We start from the raw sequence: 18,376 nt of genomic DNA, 5'->3' as shown, positions 1-18,376 counted from the left end.
TTTAGAATATCAGTAAAATTAAACATTAACAATGAATGTTAAATTAACAGAAAAAATATTAACTATTTTGCTATTACTAATTGCTGTAGGAGCATTAACAATACACCCTGCACAAGAAGTTTCTATGTCTACTCTTGGAGGCGATAAGGTAGATACTTTGTTCAATATAGTTTCATATTTAATATTATTTTATTTTTTAATTTCATACTGGAAAGGCTTTATTTATGTAATTAGCAAAAGTCCCTTACAGTTTTTTTTACTAGCAATAGTTATATTTTCTATATTGTGGTCAGAAGACCTAAGTTCTACTCTAAAAGATATAAAAGGTTTAATCCGAATATATTTTATTGCAATCTATTTGGCAATGCGTTATCCCCTTAGGGAACAAATGAGGCTAATAGCTTGGGCGCTTGGTGTTGCAGCATTATTATCTATGATATTCTCTGCATTCATACCAGGTTATATTCACACATCACCTGAATTACTAAATATGTGGAGTGGAATTTATGGTCATAAAAATGAATTAGGTTACATGATGAATTGGAGTGCAGGAGTTTTTTTACATCTTGCCCTTAGTAGCTATCGATATCGCTGGTTGATGTGGACACTATGCGGGTTATCTATATGTCTAATTATCCTCACGCGTTCAACAACATCTTTGGCTATCCTATTGACGATGATATTACTTTTACCTTTTTACCAATCTTTTAAAAAAACTAATTATAAATTACAAGTTATTATGATAACTTTAGCCTTAATGTTACTGATTATTGTTTCAATATTACTGATCAATAATGCTGAAACTGTAGTTGGTACTTCTGGTAAAGACCTTACCTTGAATGGTCGCTCTGATCTCTGGGAATTAGTGATAGCTAAGGTTTGGGAAAGACCTTGGCTAGGTTATGGATATTCTGGATTTTGGACTAGTAATGCTGCATCTAATCTGAGAGCTACTTATGATTGGGCAAGTAATGCTCATAATGGCTTTTTGCAACTATTGTTAGAATTAGGATTTTTAGGTTTCTTGACTTTTGTAGCAGGATTTATCCGGTTCTTCGTAATGGCGCTGACTCGAATTGTTTCAGTAGCAGAAAAACCAGAAGATTATTGGCCAATGCAAATGCTAATTATCATTGTCATAGTGAATTTATCAGAAGCAAGATTATTAACTCCCAGCTGGAATTGGTTGATGTATCTCACAACCTATCTATCTCTAACTCTTAGTTTTCAAAGGACACCAATATATAAATAGGTAAATAGTTTACATACTTGCATAACTAAAAGGAGAAAAAACATGAAAAAGTTAAATTTTGGATGTGGACACAGATTTTCGTCGGGATGGATAAATATAGATTTTAATTCTGAGCATCCTGAAGTAATTGCTCATAACTTACTGCAACCACTTCCATACCCTAAAGATTATTTCGATGTGATTTATAGCAGTCATGTTTTAGAGCATTTTTCTAAAGACACGGGAGAAATGCTTGTGAAAGAATGCTATAGAGTTTTAAAACCTCAAGGGATTTTACGTATCGTTGTTCCTGACTTAGAGCGAACATGCCGTGAATATTTAAGACTTATCGATAGTATTCAGAATCAAGAAGCAAGGAAACAATATGAATGGATTATTATTGAGTTAATCGACCAATTAGTTAGAACAGAACACGGTGGTTTGATGAAAAGTTATTGGCGACAATTGCTTGAAAATAATGATGAATCATCCAGAACTTATGTAGAAGCAAGAACAGGTGTAAATATCAAAAAAGAAATAGCAACCCATGATACTGCTTCTTTGTTAGAAAAGGTATTTAGTATTAATGAAAATAAACTCAAAAATAAATTTAAATACCTCTATGTTGACATAGTAAAGAGATTGATACCACGGTATGTCCGCAAGTCTCTTATAGATGAAACCTCCCTAGGTGAAAAACATAAGTGGATGTATGATAGCTATAGTATGAAAACCCTCTTTGAAAGAGTTGGTTTTTGGGATATTAAATTTTTGGATGCCCATATAAGTGAGATTCCAAACTTTAGTAATGAAGTCTTAGATATTAATGCTGATGGAACAGTATATCTACCAGGCTCGTTATATTGTGAGGGCATCAAGCCAAACAAATAATACTGATTATCTGTGATAGGGAAGCAGCATTATAGCGGTGTGCAGTTCAGTGAGATACAAAAAGTTTGCTGAAATGATTTGATAGCAACGACTTTGGTGTTCTCATCCAATGGATAACCGCTATATCAAGTAGATTTTTTGAAAGATAGTATAGTAGTAATTAATATGAACGTCTTGCTCCTTAGCACCCAGGATGTGGCTGGTGGTGCGGCTCGTGCTGCATATCGCTTGCACAAAGGGTTACAAAATATTGATTTACAATCACAAATGCTGGTGCAAGAAAAATCTATTGATGACAAAACAGTAATTGCACCTAAAATCAGATTATTTCAAGGTATTGCCAAGGCCAAATTGACATTTGAAACCTTACCTTTAAAGCTTTATTCTCAAAAGCAAAACACTCCATTTTTTATTCAATGGTTGCCAGATAGTGTTGTTTATAAAGTTGCTCAAATTAATCCAGACATCATCAATTTGCATTGGATTAGTGCAGCTTTTATGCAAATAGAAACCCTTGCTAAACTAAAGCGCCCTTTAGTTTGGACAATTCATGATATGTGGGCATTTACTGGAGGATGCAGCTATGCTGGAGATTGCGATCGCTACCAAATCTCTTGTGGAGCCTGCCCTCAACTGAACAGCAAAAAGGATGGGGATTTATCCCATTGGGTATGGCAACGCAAAATCAAAGCTTTGAAAAATTTGAATCTGACAATTGTTTCGCCAGGCACTTGGTTAGCGGAATGTGCTAAGTCTAGTTCACTGTTTAAAAATTTGCGAATTGAAGTAATTACCAATGGGCTGGATACTCAGAAGTATAAACCTGTTCATCAAGGTTTAGCGCGAGAATTATTGAATTTACCTCTGGATAAACAACTCATTCTCTTTGGAGCGCTAGATGCAACCAATGACTCTAGAAAAGGTTTTCATTACTTGCAACCAGCACTACAAGAATTAAGCAAATCTGGCTGGAAAGATAAGTTGGAGATTGTTATTTTTGGTGCATCTAAACCTGAAAAGCCACCTGACTTGGGTTTCAGAACTCACTATTTGGGACATTTACACGATGATATATCTTTAGCAACTGTGTACTCAGCAGCTGATGTCATGCTTGTACCGTCTCTTCAAGAATCTTTTGGACAGACAGCTTCTGAATCACTCGCTTGTGGTACTCCAGTTGTGGCGTTTAATTCTACTGGCTTAAAAGATATCGTTGATCATCAGGAAAACGGCTATTTGGCTAAACCTTATGAAATTGAAGATTTTACCAAAGGAATTACCTGGGTACTTGAAAATGAAGAGAGGCTACAAAAGCTGTCATTTTATGCTCGTGAGAAAGCCGAACAAGAATTCACTCTGGAACTTCAAGCACGTCGTTATTCAGCTTTGTTTCAGGAAATATTGATGACAGCGAATAAATCTTCATTTAGTCATTAACTTAAGAAATCAATACTTCATAATATGTCAATACCTATAGCTTTTATAATTTGTACAGAACCTGGTCGTTTAGAAGATCAATCTTTAATGCTTGCAGAAAGTATTCGTAAGTTCTGCGGCGAATTGAAAAACACACCTATATATAGCTTTCACCCTAGAGTAGGTGAACCGATATCAAAGCAAACTCAACAAGCATTTGAAGCGTTGCAGGTGATTCATCAACAACTTCCTATAAACCAAGAATTTCATGAATATTATTTAGCTAATAAACCTTTAGTTTGTGCCTATGCAGAACAAAATATCGATGCAGAAATATTAGTTTTTTTAGACAGTGACAAATGCTTTTTCTCTGAACCAAAAGAATTTGTATTGCCAGTAAATTGTAATGTAAGAATGCGTCCTGAGTATGGTCAAGGAATTGGTTCTACAGGACTGCAAGATCCTCAAGAATGGTACTGGCAAAAACTATATGAAGTGCTGGGGGTAAAGCGTGAAGTATTTGTTAAGACACCAATTGGTAATAAAAGAATCAGAGCCTACTGGAATTCTGGTTTGGTTGTTGTAAGAAAGAGCGTAGGTATATTTACAGCTTGGAAAGAGAATTTTGAAAAAGTAATGCGGCTGGATATTAGTCCTCCTCAGGGTATTTATTTTGTTGAGCAGTCTGTTTTATCTGTAACTTTATGTGCCTTAGAAGAAACCGTCGAACATCTTCCTCCTAATTATAGTTATCCATTACCTTTACATAACCGTTTGTCAAAAAAACTACAAATTCAACATTGGGATGAAATTATATCCATTCATTATTTCAACTTATTCTTTTACAACGATTGGAATACACAAATCGAAAAATTGAAAAAACTTAATAACAATTCCGAAAAATATCGATGGTTGTGTGAAGAGGTTGTCAGACTCAATATGCCTCGTGTATCAGTTTTGCATCGATATATGTTAGTAGTCAGAAGAATGGAACAAAAATTACAAAACTTTAGTTTAGATATTAACCTGAGTGGCTGGATAGAAAGGATGGCTAAACTTTAAACCTAATCGAAAATCAAATAAGTATTTATTGCTGTGAATATAAAAATAAGAACTCTTTGGAACTCTTATTTATTCTCTGCAAGATGCTGCGCGAACGTATTTTTTGTTTCCTTTGCGGTTAACTTTTTTATAGTTTTGCGTAAGTCCTGATGTAAAAGTTACGCAAAAATTATTTGCATTGAATATTTTATAAAAATTAGATGAGGTAAATGAGATGAAACAAGCAAATTTGGCTGTAATTATGACCTGCTACAACAGGCGGAATACAACTCTTGCCTGTCTACATGCTTTATATGAGCAAACAAATTATTGTGATGTTTATTTAACTGATGATGGTAGCTCTGATGGGACTGCACAAGCTATCAAAGCAGAATATCCAGAGGTACACATTCTTCAAGGTAATGGCAATTTATTCTGGGTAGGAGGAATGCATCTCGCCTTTGGTAGGGCGATAAGAAATCAATATGATTATTATCTGTGGTTGAATGATGATACATTTTTGGAAGCCAATGCTGTTAGTAGATTATTACAGATTCATCAAAATTTGATTAAACAAGGTTATTCAGACTCAATTGTAGTTGGTTCAACTAAAGACCCAATAACAGGAAAAGCAACCTATGGAGGAGCAGTAAAATCTAAAAAGTGGTATTCTAATAAGTTTGAATTTTTAAAACCAAGTTCGGTTATCCAAAAATGCGATGCTATGTATGGTAACTGTGTGTTAATCCCTAAAACTGTTGTAGCAAAAGTTGGCAATCTTGATACAGCTTTTCTTCACACTTTAGGAGATTTAGATTATGCCCTCAGAGCGCGTAAATTGGGTTGTCAAATATGGGCAGCTCCTGGATATGTTGGTACTTGTACTAAAAATTCTATCCGAAATAGTTGGGTAGATACCAATTTAAGTATACTAGAACGCTTGAATAAGGTGTTACAAATTAAAGCATTTCCATTGAAATCCTGGACTATATTTTGTAGCAGACACTCTGGGAAAACCTGGATATTTTACTGGTTTTTACCCTATATCAGAGCAATTATTGGTTACAAAAATTTGGCAATCTCTTCCACATTTTCTGAGGATATTAACCAAAGTAATTTATAAGCTTTATCCTTGCACTAAAGTTATTCTCCAAGAATATCTGCATAAAGTTACGAATGCCGCCTCAAACATGAAGTTCTTAAGTATTAGAATAATCAGCAATCCTCATTATGGGTAAACGCTTACTAATTATCTCAACACTCGATTCTAGTCAGCCATTTGGTGCTTTTACTAGACCTTTTTATCTCGGACAATACCTAACTAAATATTTTGATATTTTTCAAATAGGATTAGATTGTTCATCTGTTAAATATGCACCTTCTATTTCAATCGGCTCAAGAAGTTTGAAGTCATATATTCAAACTATAAAAAAGTGCATTGATGAGTTTTGCCCAGATATCATTTATGCTCAAGAAACATTACCTGGATTAGCTGCTTTAATTTCACTGAAGCTTATAAAACGCAATAAGCCCTATCTTGTATTAGATTTCCATACATTTTCCGCATACGAATACTGGATGCGCTTATTTTCAGTTGCCAATCCTTTTAACGAGTTTGTACAATGTATTAAAACATATATTGCTCAAGGAATTTTAATATTTTCTGGTGTTCCAATTATTGCTGCCGGTGACTCAATCCCTAAATTAATTTCTCAGTGGTATGGTAAAACTTCACAGCATATTTATAGTATTGGGAATGGTGTGACTGAAGACTTACTAAATGCTGAATTGTTCCTATATAAAGATCCCTATCTAGCATTTAGACCAGCCAAAATAGTAGTTATTATTGCTCCTAAGACATTTCAATTTCCAAGCAATGATATGTCTGTATTAATGACTATTGAGGTGGCTAAATATCTTGAAAATTATCCACAAAAAGTACATTTTGTTATTATTGGTAGAGATAGTAATGATGTTTTAGTACCGATACCTTCTAATATTTCTTTTTTAGGGTTTTTACCTAAAAGAGAAGCTTTTGTTGCTCATCTTAAATATGCAGATATTGCTTTGTTGCCTTTTTCAAAACAAGCAGTAGCAGGTGGCGCTCGCAATAAAGCATTAGATTATTTTGCAAGTAAAAAGTTAGTTATATCAACACCAGAAGGTTTGCGAGGTTTAGAAGAATTTCGCCATTTACAACATCTTTTAGTAACAGGATATTCCACTGAAGAAATCGCTAATACAGTGCTGGATGCAGCTTCAAATATTGCTAAATATCAATCACTTGTAGATAGTGCATATACCTTAATTACAGAAAAATATTCCTGGAATGCAAGAGCGCAAAATATCGCAAGAATCCTAATTGAAGGCAGTAGTTCTTAGCTATATTTATTTACAAAAAAAATTTTTTAGCATATTTAAATATGCTAAAAACTAGTTTTAAAATACTCACCTTGGCTGTGAGCTAACCTTTCATACTTCCAAAATAACAATTAACTCATGAAAAATCCATTTTCTTATAAACTTCTCGGCGTTAAAGTGGATGCACTCTCTATCCCAAACTTAAATTTATTGATTGAAGAATCTATTGAGAAGAATCAGAAATGGATTATTGCTAATCATAACATGCATAGTCTTTATCTCTTCCATAATGATCCAAGAATGCAAGCTTTTTATGCTAAGGCAGAATATACCCATATTGATGGTATGCCTCTATTGTTGATTGGAAAGCTCTTGGGTTTTCCTATAAAACGAGAACAAAGGGTAACCTATGCTGACTGGGTATGGCCTTTGATGGGGGAAGCAGCTGATAAAGGTTGGCGTGTATTTTATTTAGGTTCAAAACCAGGAGTCGCTGAAAAAGGAGCAAGTATTTTGTGCCGCAGATTTCCTGGGTTACAGATTGCTTGCGCTCATGGCTATATTGACATGGATAAAGATAGTCAAGAAAATCTTGCTACTCTGGCTGCAATTAATGCTTACAAACCTCATGTATTGATGGTGGGGATGGGTATGCCACGCCAAGAACGTTGGATTTATGAAAATTTTGAGCATATTCATACCAACAGTATTTTGACTAGTGGAGCCTGTATTGACTATGTAGCAGGAGCAGTACCCACTCCTCCTCGCTGGATGGGAAAGGTGGGCTTGGAATGGTTGTATCGCTTGTTATCTGAACCTAAAAGACTTTGGAGACGTTACTTACTTGAGCCTTGGTTTCTAGCTACTTTATTTTTACGAGAAATTTGGAGTATGCCAAGTCAACAAAAAAATAAAATGCTGCTATTTCTCAGTACAAAATTTCATAAGTTTATAGCGTGATTGAGTCTCGCCAAGCCTTATCAGGAGATCGCTCAATTCGTCACGAATTTATGAAATACTGTTTTAAGGCTAGGCTTAATCATTAATTAGTGAGTACGGTTGATTTAACTTTCGTGCTTGTGAATAGCGAAGAATCTCCTATGTATTTCGGTTGGAATAATAATTAAAAGCTCTATTTATACGTGGGTGTAGTATAAGTTGCTTGCTCAAAAGCCTGGGCAATAGCATTACGGGCAAATTTAGGTTGCAGGTTCTCATCGAAGGGAAGTGGACGCAGAAATTTCCAGAGATTGGGATTCTCTCTAAAGCGTTGTCTTGGCATCCAGTCGGGATGTCGTATCCAGGTATGACGGTCGGTAAGCCCCCATGTAATTACAGTATCGACTTTAGCCGCAAAGCACAGGTCAAGATATCGCTTGTAACTGTCGGCTACCATCTGGTCGAGCTTTTGGATACTATCGGGTAGTGGGGCATCAATAATAATATCTAATTCTGTAATTATTGGTTTTACTTCAATATCATTAAGGCGTTTTAAAACAGAATTAAATCCTTTCTCGTCAAAAGAATATGCAGTAGAAAACCATAGATGCGATTGGATACCTGCCCCATCAATTTTAACGCCGCTATTCTTCAGATATTCGACAATTTTTAAGAAACGATCTGATTTCCATGTAGCGCCTTCGATGCCGAAATCGTTTAGGTAAAATTTCTTGCTGTTATCAACTGAAGCGGCAATTAAAAATAAGTCTCGAATTAATTCTGGTTTTAACCCTCTACGCAAACCGTATGTAGGGTTGTCAGTTTCATTTTCATTATCAGCGATAATTTCATTGGCAATATCCCAAGACTTTAAAACCTTGCTATTACGATAATGCCCCATGACTCCCTTAACATGCTGTTCGATCATTTTAAGAGTGGGGGGGTAAGGAAGCCAGTCTGGTCTTCCCATGTGCCAGAAAAGGGTATGCCCGTGCATGTCTATATTATACTTTTGGCAGAAATCAGCGATCGCATCTGCTGATTCAAAGGTAAATTGTCCTGGCTGTGGTTCAGTGGCGTTCCATTTTAATTCACCATTCGGTGTCACAATCGAACATTCACGAGCAATCAGGTTAGCGTAATCTTTCTCTTTTAGCAAAATATCACTAGAAATTGCTGCACCATAAAGCTTGCCTTTGGCGGCTGCTAATTGCCGAAGAGAAGAATTTACATTTGTGTTTGCATAATTTCCTATATCAGCATTCGTGCTATAGTCTTCTTTTTGCTTATCCTTTTGCAAAAAGCTCGTAGTTAATAAGGCAGAAAGAGTTGTGTATCCTGCTCTTTTTAAGAATTTTCTTCGATAAAGCATAAATTGTTTAATTTAATAAAAAGCCATATATAGCCATATATATTATATTACAAAATAATCTGTAATATTTTTTAGTTTTAGTTATGATTACTGCACTATTTGTTCTATTTAAATCAATCAAATATGCTTTTATATGTCAGCAATAAAGATGTTCATATAATAATTAAATAACATAGATTTTATGTTCGAGAGCTTACCTCACCCTCAATCCCTCTCAGATATATTGGAGAGGGATTGAGATAATTGATGAAGTTTTGCATTTTATTTAATTCACGTTCCTTAGCAATCTGATTTGATTTCTGTTCGCGCAGCTTGGCGTAGCCATACTTCTTTGCGTGGTGCGCGAAGCGCGATAGGTAGGGAGTAGGGAATCAGCCTTTTCGAGTTGAGGGCGAGTTTTTTCACGCAATCAAATAGGAGTCTAACGAGCAAAAGCAACGGGTAGCGTAGGCATTGCTCGTGCCTTAGTTAGACATCCTAAGATTGTCTTAGCAGATAAACCCACTGCTGCATTGCACTCGACAAAAAATATGGGCGCGATATCAAAGAAATCAGGACTTACGCAAAAATTGCTAAAAAGCTTAATTTATCGAACCGCCCTCCGGGTTTACCAGTCGCCGACGGCGGGTTTCCCAAGACGCCAAGAGCGCCAAGCGTAGAGTGTGCGTAAGTCCTAATAGTAATTGCAAAGAGCGATCGCAGTTTAGCTTGAACAAAAAGATTCCCGAACCTATACCCCACAAAAAATAATAAATTACCCCAAAGCTTTATCTCATCAATACTTTGGTTATTGAGTACATGATTAAGAGATATTAATAGATGCGCTCTTTCGGATGAGATGCTTATATATACAGTATTTATTTAAAGTTAACTTAAAAGCCCAGAATACACTGTCTACTTGGCTCTGGCTAGTTCTAATTTTCCTATTTACGTGTTCTGATAATGCAGTTTAGAGGCGGGGACAAAAATCAAATTATGAACAAAACCTTTGCAACTATCGACGGGAATGAGGCTGTCGCCCGTGTTGCTTACAAATTAAATGAAGTGATTGCCATTTATCCTATCACTCCCTCTTCAGCTATGGGTGAATGGGCAGATGCTTGGTCAGCAGAAGGTCGTCCTAACCTCTGGGGTACTATTCCCAGCGTCGTGCAGATGCAGAGCGAAGGGGGAGCCGCGGGTGCTGTGCATGGGGCATTACAAACAGGTTCTTTGAGTACCACCTTCACGGCATCTCAAGGATTATTGTTGATGATCCCCAACTTCTACAAAATTGCTGGTGAACTGACTAGCGTTGTGGTTCACGTTGCCGCGCGTTCTTTGGCTACCCATGCGTTATCAATTTTTGGCGATCATAGTGATGTGATGGCAGCCCGTGCTACTGGCTTTGCTCTATTGTGTTCGGCTTCGGTGCAGGAAAGTCAAGATTTTGCTCTCATCGCCCATGCTGCTACTTTAGAGACGCGAGTCTCGTTTATGCATTTCTTTGATGGCTTCCGTACTTCCCATGAAGTGCAAAAAGTCAAATTATTGTCAGATGAGGATTTGCGATCGCTAATTCACGATAACCTAATACTCGCCCACCGCAGTCGCGCCCTTACCCCAGATCGTCCAGTATTGCGCGGGACTGCTCAAAACCCCGATGTCTACTTTCAAGGACGTGAAGGGGCTAACCCTTACTACAACGCCTGTCCAGAAATTGTCCAGCGGATCATGGATGAGTTTGGAGAACGCACGGGAAGGCATTATAAAATCTATGAATATTACGGAGCCAACGATGCCGAGCGCGTTATCGTTCTTATGGGTTCAGGTTGTGAAACCGTCCATGAAACAGTAGATTATCTTAACGCCCGTGGTGAAAAACTTGGTGTAGTGAAAGTGCGACTTTACCGCCCCTTTGATGTCCAAAGGTTTGTTGCAGTATTACCAACTAGTGTAAAAGCGATCGCAGTTCTCGATCGCACCAAAGAAGCAGGTAGCGCCGGTGAGCCTTTGTATTTAGATGTTGTGGCTGCTATCCATGAGGCGTGGGGAGATGAGGGAGTAATGGGAGCAACATCCCCCTCATCTTCCTCATACCCTAAAATTATTGGTGGTCGCTACGGTCTTTCTTCCAAAGAATTTACTCCGGCGATGGTGAAGGGCATTTTTGATAATCTTGCCCAAGCTAAACCGAAAAATCACTTTACTGTTGGGATTAATGACGACGTTAGTCATACTTCCTTGAGCTTTAACCCCAACTTCTCTACAGAATCGGATAATGTTGTTAGGGCAATGTTCTATGGGTTAGGTGCTGATGGCACTGTTGGGGCTAACAAAAACTCCATCAAGATTATTGGTGAAGAAACCGACAATTACGCCCAAGGCTACTTTGTCTATGATTCCAAGAAATCTGGATCAATAACGGTCTCTCACCTACGTTTCGGGAAAGAACCAATTCGCTCTACCTACTTGATTGACCAAGCCAACTTTATTGGTTGTCATCACTGGGGATTTCTAGAACGGATAGATATTTTGAAAGCTGCTATTCCTGGGGCGACTTTGTTGCTTAACAGTCCATACAATGCAGATAGCGTCTGGCAATATCTGCCGATGAAGGTACAGCAGCAAATTATTGATAAGCATTTGAAGTTATACGTAATTAATGCTAGCCAGGTTGCCCGCGACAGTGGCATAGGTGGCAGAATTAACACTATTATGCAAGTATGCTTCTTTGCCTTAGCGGGTGTCTTGCCACAGGAAGAAGCGATGCCTGCGGCGAGCTACGCTAACGCTAAAATCAAACAAGCCATTGATAAAACTTACGGTAAAAAAGGCGCTGAAGTTGTCCGCATGAACTTGCAAGCTGTAGACAACACCTTAGACAACTTGCATAAGGTAGACATACCACAGACAATCAATACTCCTAACTCCTCACTCCTAACTCCTCACTCTTCACTTAATTCTGCTCCCAAATTTGTACAAGAAGTTCTGGGCAAAATCATGGTGTGGGAAGGTGATGATTTACCTGTTAGCACACTACCTGTTGATGGCACCTTTCCCGTAGGTACTGCAAAGTGGGAAAAACGTAACGTTGCCGAAGAGATACCTGTGTGGCAGCCTGATGTCTGCGTTCAATGTGGTAAGTGCGTGATGGTTTGTCCGCACAGTGCCATCCGGGCAAAGGCTTATCAAGCGGATGAGTTAGTTAATGCACCAGGAACCTTCAAGTCAACTGGTGCAAAAGATAAAGACTTTGCCAATCAAAAATTTACCATTCAAGTTGCCCCAGAAGATTGCACAGGATGCACTATTTGTGTAAATATTTGCCCTGCTAAGGATAAATCTGAGCCATCGCGGAAAGCGATTAATATGGCACAGCAGTTGCCATTGCGGGAGCAAGAGCGAAAAAACTGGGATTTCTTCTTGAGTTTACCTAATCCTGACAGGCGATCGCTAAAATTAAACCAGATTCGCCAACAACAACTGCAAGAACCTTTATTTGAATTCTCTGGTGCTTGTGCAGGTTGTGGTGAAACACCTTACTTAAAATTATTAACACAATTGTTTGGCGATCGCGCCGTCATCGCCAATGCTACAGGTTGCTCCTCAATTTATGGTGGTAATCTCCCCACAACTCCTTGGACAACCAACGCCCAAGGACGTGGCCCTGCGTGGTCTAATAATTTATTTGAAGATAACGCCGAATTCGGTTTTGGCTTCCGTCTTTCTCTCGACAAACAAGCTGAGTTTGCGGCGGAATTGTTGCAACAGTTGGGGAGTGGGGAAATTCACCAATCAATAATTCCTGGTGATTTAATTGAGTCAATCCTGAAAGCTGAACAAAAATCTGAGGCTGACATTTGGGAGCAGCGCGAAAGGATAGAACTGTTGCAGCAGAAGTTAGATGAAATCGTCACTTTCGATCCTAATCTAAAATCCAAAATCCAAAATCTCAAATCCCTCGCCGATTACTTGGTGAGAAAAAGCGTCTGGATTGTTGGCGGTGACGGTTGGGCTTATGATATTGATTTTGGCGGTATCGATCATGTAATTGCTAGTGGTCGAAATGTCAACATTTTAGTTATGGATACAGAAGTGTATTCTAATACAGGCGGCCAATCTTCCAAAGCTACGCCACGAGCAGCAGTTGCTAAATATGCCGCCAGTGGTAAGCCAGCACCTAAGAAAGACTTAGGGATGATTGCCATGACCTACGGAAATGTCTACGTAGCGAGTGTAGCCCTTGGCGCTAGAGATGAACATACTCTCAAAGCATTTCTGGAAGCAGAAGCTTATGATGGGCCATCAATAATTATTGCTTACAGCCATTGCATAGCCCACGGTATTGATATGACCACAGGGATGAATCATCAGAAAACTTTGGTAGAATCAGGACGTTGGTTACTGTATCGGCATAATCCAGAGTTGCTCAAACAGGGTAAAAATCCATTGCAATTGGATATGCGATCGCCGAAGCAATCTGTAGAACATTCAATGTATCAAGAAAATCGCTTCAAGATGCTCACCAAGAGTAAACCAGACGTAGCCAAGCACTTGTTAGAACAAGCGCAAGCTGAGGTAGATACACGTTGGCAGATGTATCAATATCTGGCAAAACGCGATATTGTCTGAACATTAGCCCTGATTTTAGTTATAAACATTGCGACTTTAGTAAGCTAAAAAACATCTAATTTGCATAATTGAATTAAATATAACTCTTGTGGGGTGGGCATCCTGCCCGCGCAGCTTAGCGCTAACGGCTTCCGTATCAACGGCATCGCTTCTGCTCCGGGAACAGGTTTTAGTAACAAGAGTGATTTTCAAGTCACTTCTTCAGCAGCGACTAGCACAGCAAAAATTGTCTACGATTCTGTAAGTGGACAGTTGTTTTACAACCAAAATGGCAGCACGGCGGGTTTTGGCAGTGGTGGTCTATTTGCAACTCTAACTGGTGCGCCAACTCTGGCCGCATCAGATTTTGTTTTGCAAGCATAAGTAGGTCGGCGAGAAAAAAGCAAACTATGTAACGAAAAGTAAAATCTCTGTATTTGCTTTGTAATTGCGCTTTAGCGCTAAAGCGCAACTACAAACCAGTGATGATTATTTGCCCCGACTTACTTAGTTCGTTCAAAAGTTAGTTTTCAAGTCGCATTAGTTGCTTTTGCGACTCCAATAGTTAGTTCAGCAGTAGCCAGAAAATTCAAGTAAAACCAAATCTTAGTTGAGAACCGTAGTTTTCACCCTCTCCCTAAATCCCTCTCCCAAATCTGGGAGAGGGAGTTTGAAATTCTGGCTCCCCGAATCCCAGATTTGGGATTCGGGGTTGGGGGATGAGAGCAAATCCTTTTCATCATGGAACAACTATAGGTTTCAAAATAGACGTGGTTAAATTTAACTTGATTAAAAAAATCTATCTAATTTACACCGACTCAACTAAAAAAATTTTCCACGCATCTAACAAACATTTCCACACCCATTCCCAACGCCGTTTCGTCAAAATCAAACCGGGGATGATGATGGGGATATGCTAAGTCTTTCTCTGGATTCGCAGAACCTAAAAAGAAATAGCAACCAGGAACCTCTTGTAAGAAGAATGACATATCTTCAGCAGCCATAGTTTGGCATTCTGGCACAATACCCAATGGGGTTTCTACCACTTGTTCTGCTACAGTTCGCACCAATTCCGCTATTTTAATATCATTAATAACTGGCGGATAAAGTGACCAGTATTCTAAGTCATAACTCGCACCATGACTTTGACAAATTCCAGCAATAATCTGCTCGACACGCTGGTTGAAAAAGTCTTTCAAAGTAGGATTAAAATACCTGACAGTGGCACTCATTCTCGCTGTATCAGCAATCACATTCCGCTTGGTTCCAGCATGAAGTTCGCCTACTGTCACCACAGCTGAATCAAGGGGATTAACATTCCGAGCGACAATGGTTTGCAAGGCATTTACAATTTGGGCAGCAACTACAACAGAATCCACAGTTTGATGGGGTAGTGCGCCGTGTCCACCTTTGCCCAAAATTGTACAGTTAAAGCACTCCACAGCCGCCATCAGCGCCCCAGGACGTACACCTACTGTTCCCAGGGGTAAATTATTCCACAAGTGCAAACCAATAATCGCGTCAACATCAGGATTTTTCAGCACTCCAGCTTCAATCATCGGCTCTGCGCCTCCTGGTGATTCTTCTGCTGGCTGAAAGATAATTTTCACGATACCGGAGAAGTCTTGGCGATGCTGTTGAAGATAGTAAGCTGTACCTAATGCGATCGCAGTATGTCCATCATGTCCACAAGCGTGCATTACTCCATCATGCTGCGATTTATAGGGTACTTCGTTGAGTTCTTGGATTGGCAAAGCATCCATATCTGCCCGAATCGCTAAAACTTGGGGAGTGGGGAGTGGGGAGTGGGGAGTGTGGGGTTTGTTACCTTTGATGGTGGCAACAATGCCAGTTTGGGCAATGCCAGTTTGGTGGTTAATTGCCCATTCTTGCAGCTTTTGTGATACAAACTCAGCTGTCAGTTTTTCTTGAAAACCCAACTCTGGTTGTTGATGCAATCGCCGCCGCCACTCTACCAATTGCGGTTGCAATGAACGGATCGCCAATCGGATGCGAGATAAATCAACAGAAGAGGAATTGAAAAAGGTAGAAACCATTATGACAAACTAGTTTAAGTACAGCTAAGGCAAGTTTATTTTCTTAGTTTATCGTAGGGAATTTCAAAACCTCACCCTGTGCTATCGGACATCCCTCTGCTTAGTAAGGAGAGGAACAGGTTTTATTTACTACGTAAAACCAGGGTGAGGTATCTCAGGGGTTATGAGACTTAAACCCCCAGAATTTGTTAAAACACTTTGGGATTTGCAAAAGTGCGAGTGGAAAGCAGTATTTTGTTTTCGGCTGGTTTTTCTAAGAAATTTTCGGATAGTAATTTGGTCAAAGCATCGGGGTGTAGTTGCCAGTTTAATAATCCCGATAACCCCATGACTAAGCCAAATAGAGTTGGAACTAAAGCGGCGTAGAACAACCATTTTTTCTGAGATAAAGATGTAATGGCAAATAGCGATACCGAGAGCGATAAGGAAGCATCAGCTAAATCAAACTGGTCGTCATGGTAATTAAGCTGGTCATAGGTTGTTTGATCTTTTTCGGCAACTAGCTTCTGTTCCTGCTTTTTCTGGTCTTCTTTATCGGCAATTAATTGATAAGCGGCAATCTGTTTTTCATACTCAGCCCTCACAGCAGAAGGTTGAGAAACAGATTGAAATTTCAGTTGCACGACATTTGATTTGGCTATTTCTTCACGAATATTACGAGACTGGTATAACGCCCAATCGTCAATTTTATTTGCTTGAGCTTGCTGCATTGCCTGAACTAGATTATCGTCTTTGACTTTGCAGATGCCCATAAAGGTTGCGAGCAATGCAACTGCAATTGCAACAGCACTATTTAGACGACTTTTGCGTTTTTCGCGGTTAGCTGGGGTTTCGGGGTCATCGTTTTCATCTTCAACCAGGTCGATTGGGTTTATGTCCATATCGTTATACCAATTTCACTTAAACATAAAACAGTGGTCAGCATACAGAATTCAGAATACAGAATCAATAGACATCTCCAGAAATTAAATATGCGTAACCTAAAACCCTTGTAGAGACGCGAAATTTCGCGTCTCTACATTCTTTTTCGGAAATGTCTAATACATTTCAAGTCTAAAACTTGAGCAGAGGGGCAGAGGAGAGTTGTTGTATAAATTCTTTCCCCCCGGATCAAGAGCACAAGTGCCTCTCTGCTCAAGAGCAGGCTTAATCGAGATGTGGTGAGAAATCCGGGATAAAAAAATAGAGTTTTAAGCATTATTAGTTAAAATTAATTCTGCAACCAACCAGCCATCACTGCAACTATCAAAAATACACCCATCGCCAAGCGGTAGAAAATAAAAATCAAGGTACTGTGTTCTTCCAGGTAGCGTAAAAGTCCCCAAATTGCTAGAAAAGCGGAAATGCTGGCAGAGATTAAGCCTACCAATAAAGTCAACCAACCAGCTGCACTCAGTCCCGCTTTGGTAAGAGTGTGGAGTTCTACAGCACCCGCTAAAATCACGGCTGGTAAGCCCAACAAAAAAGAAAATCGGGCTGATGTCTCCCGTTTCATGCCCAAAAATAACCCAGCAGTGAGGGTGGAACCAGAGCGAGAAACGCCAGGTATTAGGGCGAAAGCTTGAGCAATTCCTACCCAAATGCCATCCCAGAGGGTGAGGTTGTCGAAAGTGCGATCGCGTCCTCCGCGTTTTTCAGCGATCGCCAACAATCCTGACATAATAATTGAAGCTGCACCAATAACTACCAACCCTCGCATCGGTGAGTTGCAGGCGTTAAGAATTGGTTTGAGTAGCACACCAGCCACAGCAATAGGCAAGGTTCCTACCAATAAACCTAACATCAATTGCAAAGAACTAGATTGATAATCTTGCCCGCTAATTGCTCTAACTGTCTCTCCTGTTAATTTTTTTAAGTCTTGCCAAAAATAGACTAAAACAGCAGTCAAGCTAGCTAATTGCATTGCTGCTGAAAAAGCAGACCCCGGATCTTTGAGTCCCAGTAGAGTTGGTACTATCCGCAAATGAGCAGTACTGCTAATTGGTAATAGTTCTGTAATTCCCTGAACGATGCCTAAAATAATCACGTCAATCCAGCTAAGGTTAGCAAAGTCTAGATTCACTTCACTACCAGTGCCACAGACTGCACTCGTCACCGCAAAAGAAAGCATCATGAGTCAGGCGTAAATAATTTATTTTTAATCAAACACCGACAAATTAACTTATGCCAATGACGTTTCTATGACTAAGATATGCCACTGGAATGACATTTAATAGGTTAGCCTATATTTTATTTAAAGTTTTATCATATTTATGTTTGGCACAGACGAAAGCTGCTAATGAAGTGGTGTTGTAGTTCAAAATATTAAATAAGGCAGGTAAATCCTGCCCTGTGTGTCACCAAAGTTAGGTTAACTTCATCTTTCCTTACCATTGCACGTCTTATTGACAAAGCTATTACCAAGTTATGTCATAACTGTGACTGCACCAGGTGTAAACAGGGCTTGGGTGTTCGCTACAAAATGCTCAATGCCTA

The 18,376-nt window shown here is 39.1% G+C and carries 14 protein-coding genes; 9 read left to right on the top strand and 5 right to left on the bottom strand.

Translation table 11 applies throughout. From position 1 onward, the window contains the following. The first annotated feature begins 31 nt into the window (after positions 1–31). The 7 genes from V7K32_RS09725 to V7K32_RS09695 all read left to right on the top strand — a co-directional run bounded on the left by V7K32_RS09725 (position 32) and on the right by V7K32_RS09695 (position 7,900). Entirely contained in the window at positions 32–1,252 is a 1,221-nt protein-coding gene (locus V7K32_RS09725) for an O-antigen ligase family protein (RefSeq protein ID WP_334992546.1), read from the top strand. Positions 1,253–1,294: 42 nt separating this feature from the next. After that, on the top strand, positions 1,295–2,122 hold the full coding sequence (locus V7K32_RS09720) for a class I SAM-dependent methyltransferase (protein ID WP_334992544.1): 828 nt from the start codon (positions 1,295–1,297) through the stop codon (positions 2,120–2,122). Positions 2,123–2,287: 165 nt separating this feature from the next. Next, the gene (locus V7K32_RS09715) at positions 2,288–3,559 is read left to right on the top strand and encodes a glycosyltransferase family 4 protein (protein WP_334992542.1); all 1,272 of its coding nucleotides are present in this window, start codon (positions 2,288–2,290) and stop codon (positions 3,557–3,559) included. A 24-nt stretch (positions 3,560–3,583) separates the two neighbouring features. Then, positions 3,584–4,600 (top strand): hypothetical protein, encoded by a 1,017-nt coding sequence (locus V7K32_RS09710; RefSeq protein WP_334992540.1) that lies wholly within the window; start codon positions 3,584–3,586, stop codon positions 4,598–4,600. A gap of 214 nt (positions 4,601–4,814) precedes the next feature. Further along, positions 4,815–5,702 (top strand): glycosyltransferase family 2 protein, encoded by an 888-nt coding sequence (locus V7K32_RS09705; protein ID WP_334992538.1) that lies wholly within the window; start codon positions 4,815–4,817, stop codon positions 5,700–5,702. Between the two features lie 107 nt (positions 5,703–5,809). Continuing rightward, entirely contained in the window at positions 5,810–6,961 is a 1,152-nt protein-coding gene (locus V7K32_RS09700) for a glycosyltransferase (RefSeq protein ID WP_334992536.1), read from the top strand. Positions 6,962–7,078: 117 nt separating this feature from the next. Next, the gene (locus V7K32_RS09695) at positions 7,079–7,900 is read left to right on the top strand and encodes a WecB/TagA/CpsF family glycosyltransferase (protein WP_334992534.1); all 822 of its coding nucleotides are present in this window, start codon (positions 7,079–7,081) and stop codon (positions 7,898–7,900) included. 172 nt (positions 7,901–8,072) lie between these two features. Here V7K32_RS09695 and V7K32_RS09690 read toward each other — a convergent pair whose 3' ends face one another. Both V7K32_RS09690 and V7K32_RS09680 read right to left on the bottom strand, forming a co-directional pair. Further along, entirely contained in the window at positions 8,073–9,251 is a 1,179-nt protein-coding gene (locus V7K32_RS09690; RefSeq protein ID WP_334992533.1) for an endo-1,4-beta-xylanase, read from the bottom strand. Between the two features lie 581 nt (positions 9,252–9,832). After that, the gene (locus V7K32_RS09680) at positions 9,833–9,967 is read right to left on the bottom strand and encodes a hypothetical protein (RefSeq protein WP_334992531.1); all 135 of its coding nucleotides are present in this window, start codon (positions 9,965–9,967) and stop codon (positions 9,833–9,835) included. Between the two features lie 259 nt (positions 9,968–10,226). Here V7K32_RS09680 and nifJ point away from each other — a divergent pair, with 259 nt between their 5' ends. After that, positions 10,227–13,865 (top strand): pyruvate:ferredoxin (flavodoxin) oxidoreductase, encoded by a 3,639-nt coding sequence (gene nifJ / locus V7K32_RS09675; protein ID WP_334992529.1) that lies wholly within the window; start codon positions 10,227–10,229, stop codon positions 13,863–13,865. Between the two features lie 93 nt (positions 13,866–13,958). After that, positions 13,959–14,228 carry a hypothetical protein gene (locus V7K32_RS09670; protein WP_334992527.1) on the top strand — a complete coding sequence of 90 codons (270 nt, stop codon included), beginning with the start codon at positions 13,959–13,961 and terminating at the stop codon, positions 14,226–14,228. A 434-nt stretch (positions 14,229–14,662) separates the two neighbouring features. Here V7K32_RS09670 and V7K32_RS09665 read toward each other — a convergent pair whose 3' ends face one another. The 3 genes from V7K32_RS09665 to V7K32_RS09655 all read right to left on the bottom strand — a co-directional run bounded on the left by V7K32_RS09665 (position 14,663) and on the right by V7K32_RS09655 (position 18,014). Continuing rightward, positions 14,663–15,901, bottom strand: coding sequence for a M20 family metallopeptidase (locus tag V7K32_RS09665; protein WP_334992525.1), 1,239 nt, complete (start codon positions 15,899–15,901; stop codon positions 14,663–14,665). A gap of 188 nt (positions 15,902–16,089) precedes the next feature. Then, positions 16,090–16,782: a DUF4337 domain-containing protein gene (locus V7K32_RS09660; RefSeq protein WP_334992523.1), complete on the bottom strand. Its 693-nt coding sequence runs from the start codon at positions 16,780–16,782 to the stop codon at positions 16,090–16,092. Positions 16,783–17,111: 329 nt separating this feature from the next. Beyond that, positions 17,112–18,014 (bottom strand): undecaprenyl-diphosphate phosphatase, encoded by a 903-nt coding sequence (locus V7K32_RS09655; protein ID WP_334992522.1) that lies wholly within the window; start codon positions 18,012–18,014, stop codon positions 17,112–17,114. Positions 18,015–18,376: the final 362 nt, after the last annotated feature.

Origin of the sequence: Nostoc sp., assembly GCF_036917635.1 — a bacterium.
GTDB lineage: Bacteria > Cyanobacteriota > Cyanobacteriia > Cyanobacteriales > Nostocaceae > Nostoc.
The sequence above is the reverse complement of the archived record's forward strand: the minus strand, read 5'-3'. Positions and strand labels throughout refer to the sequence as shown.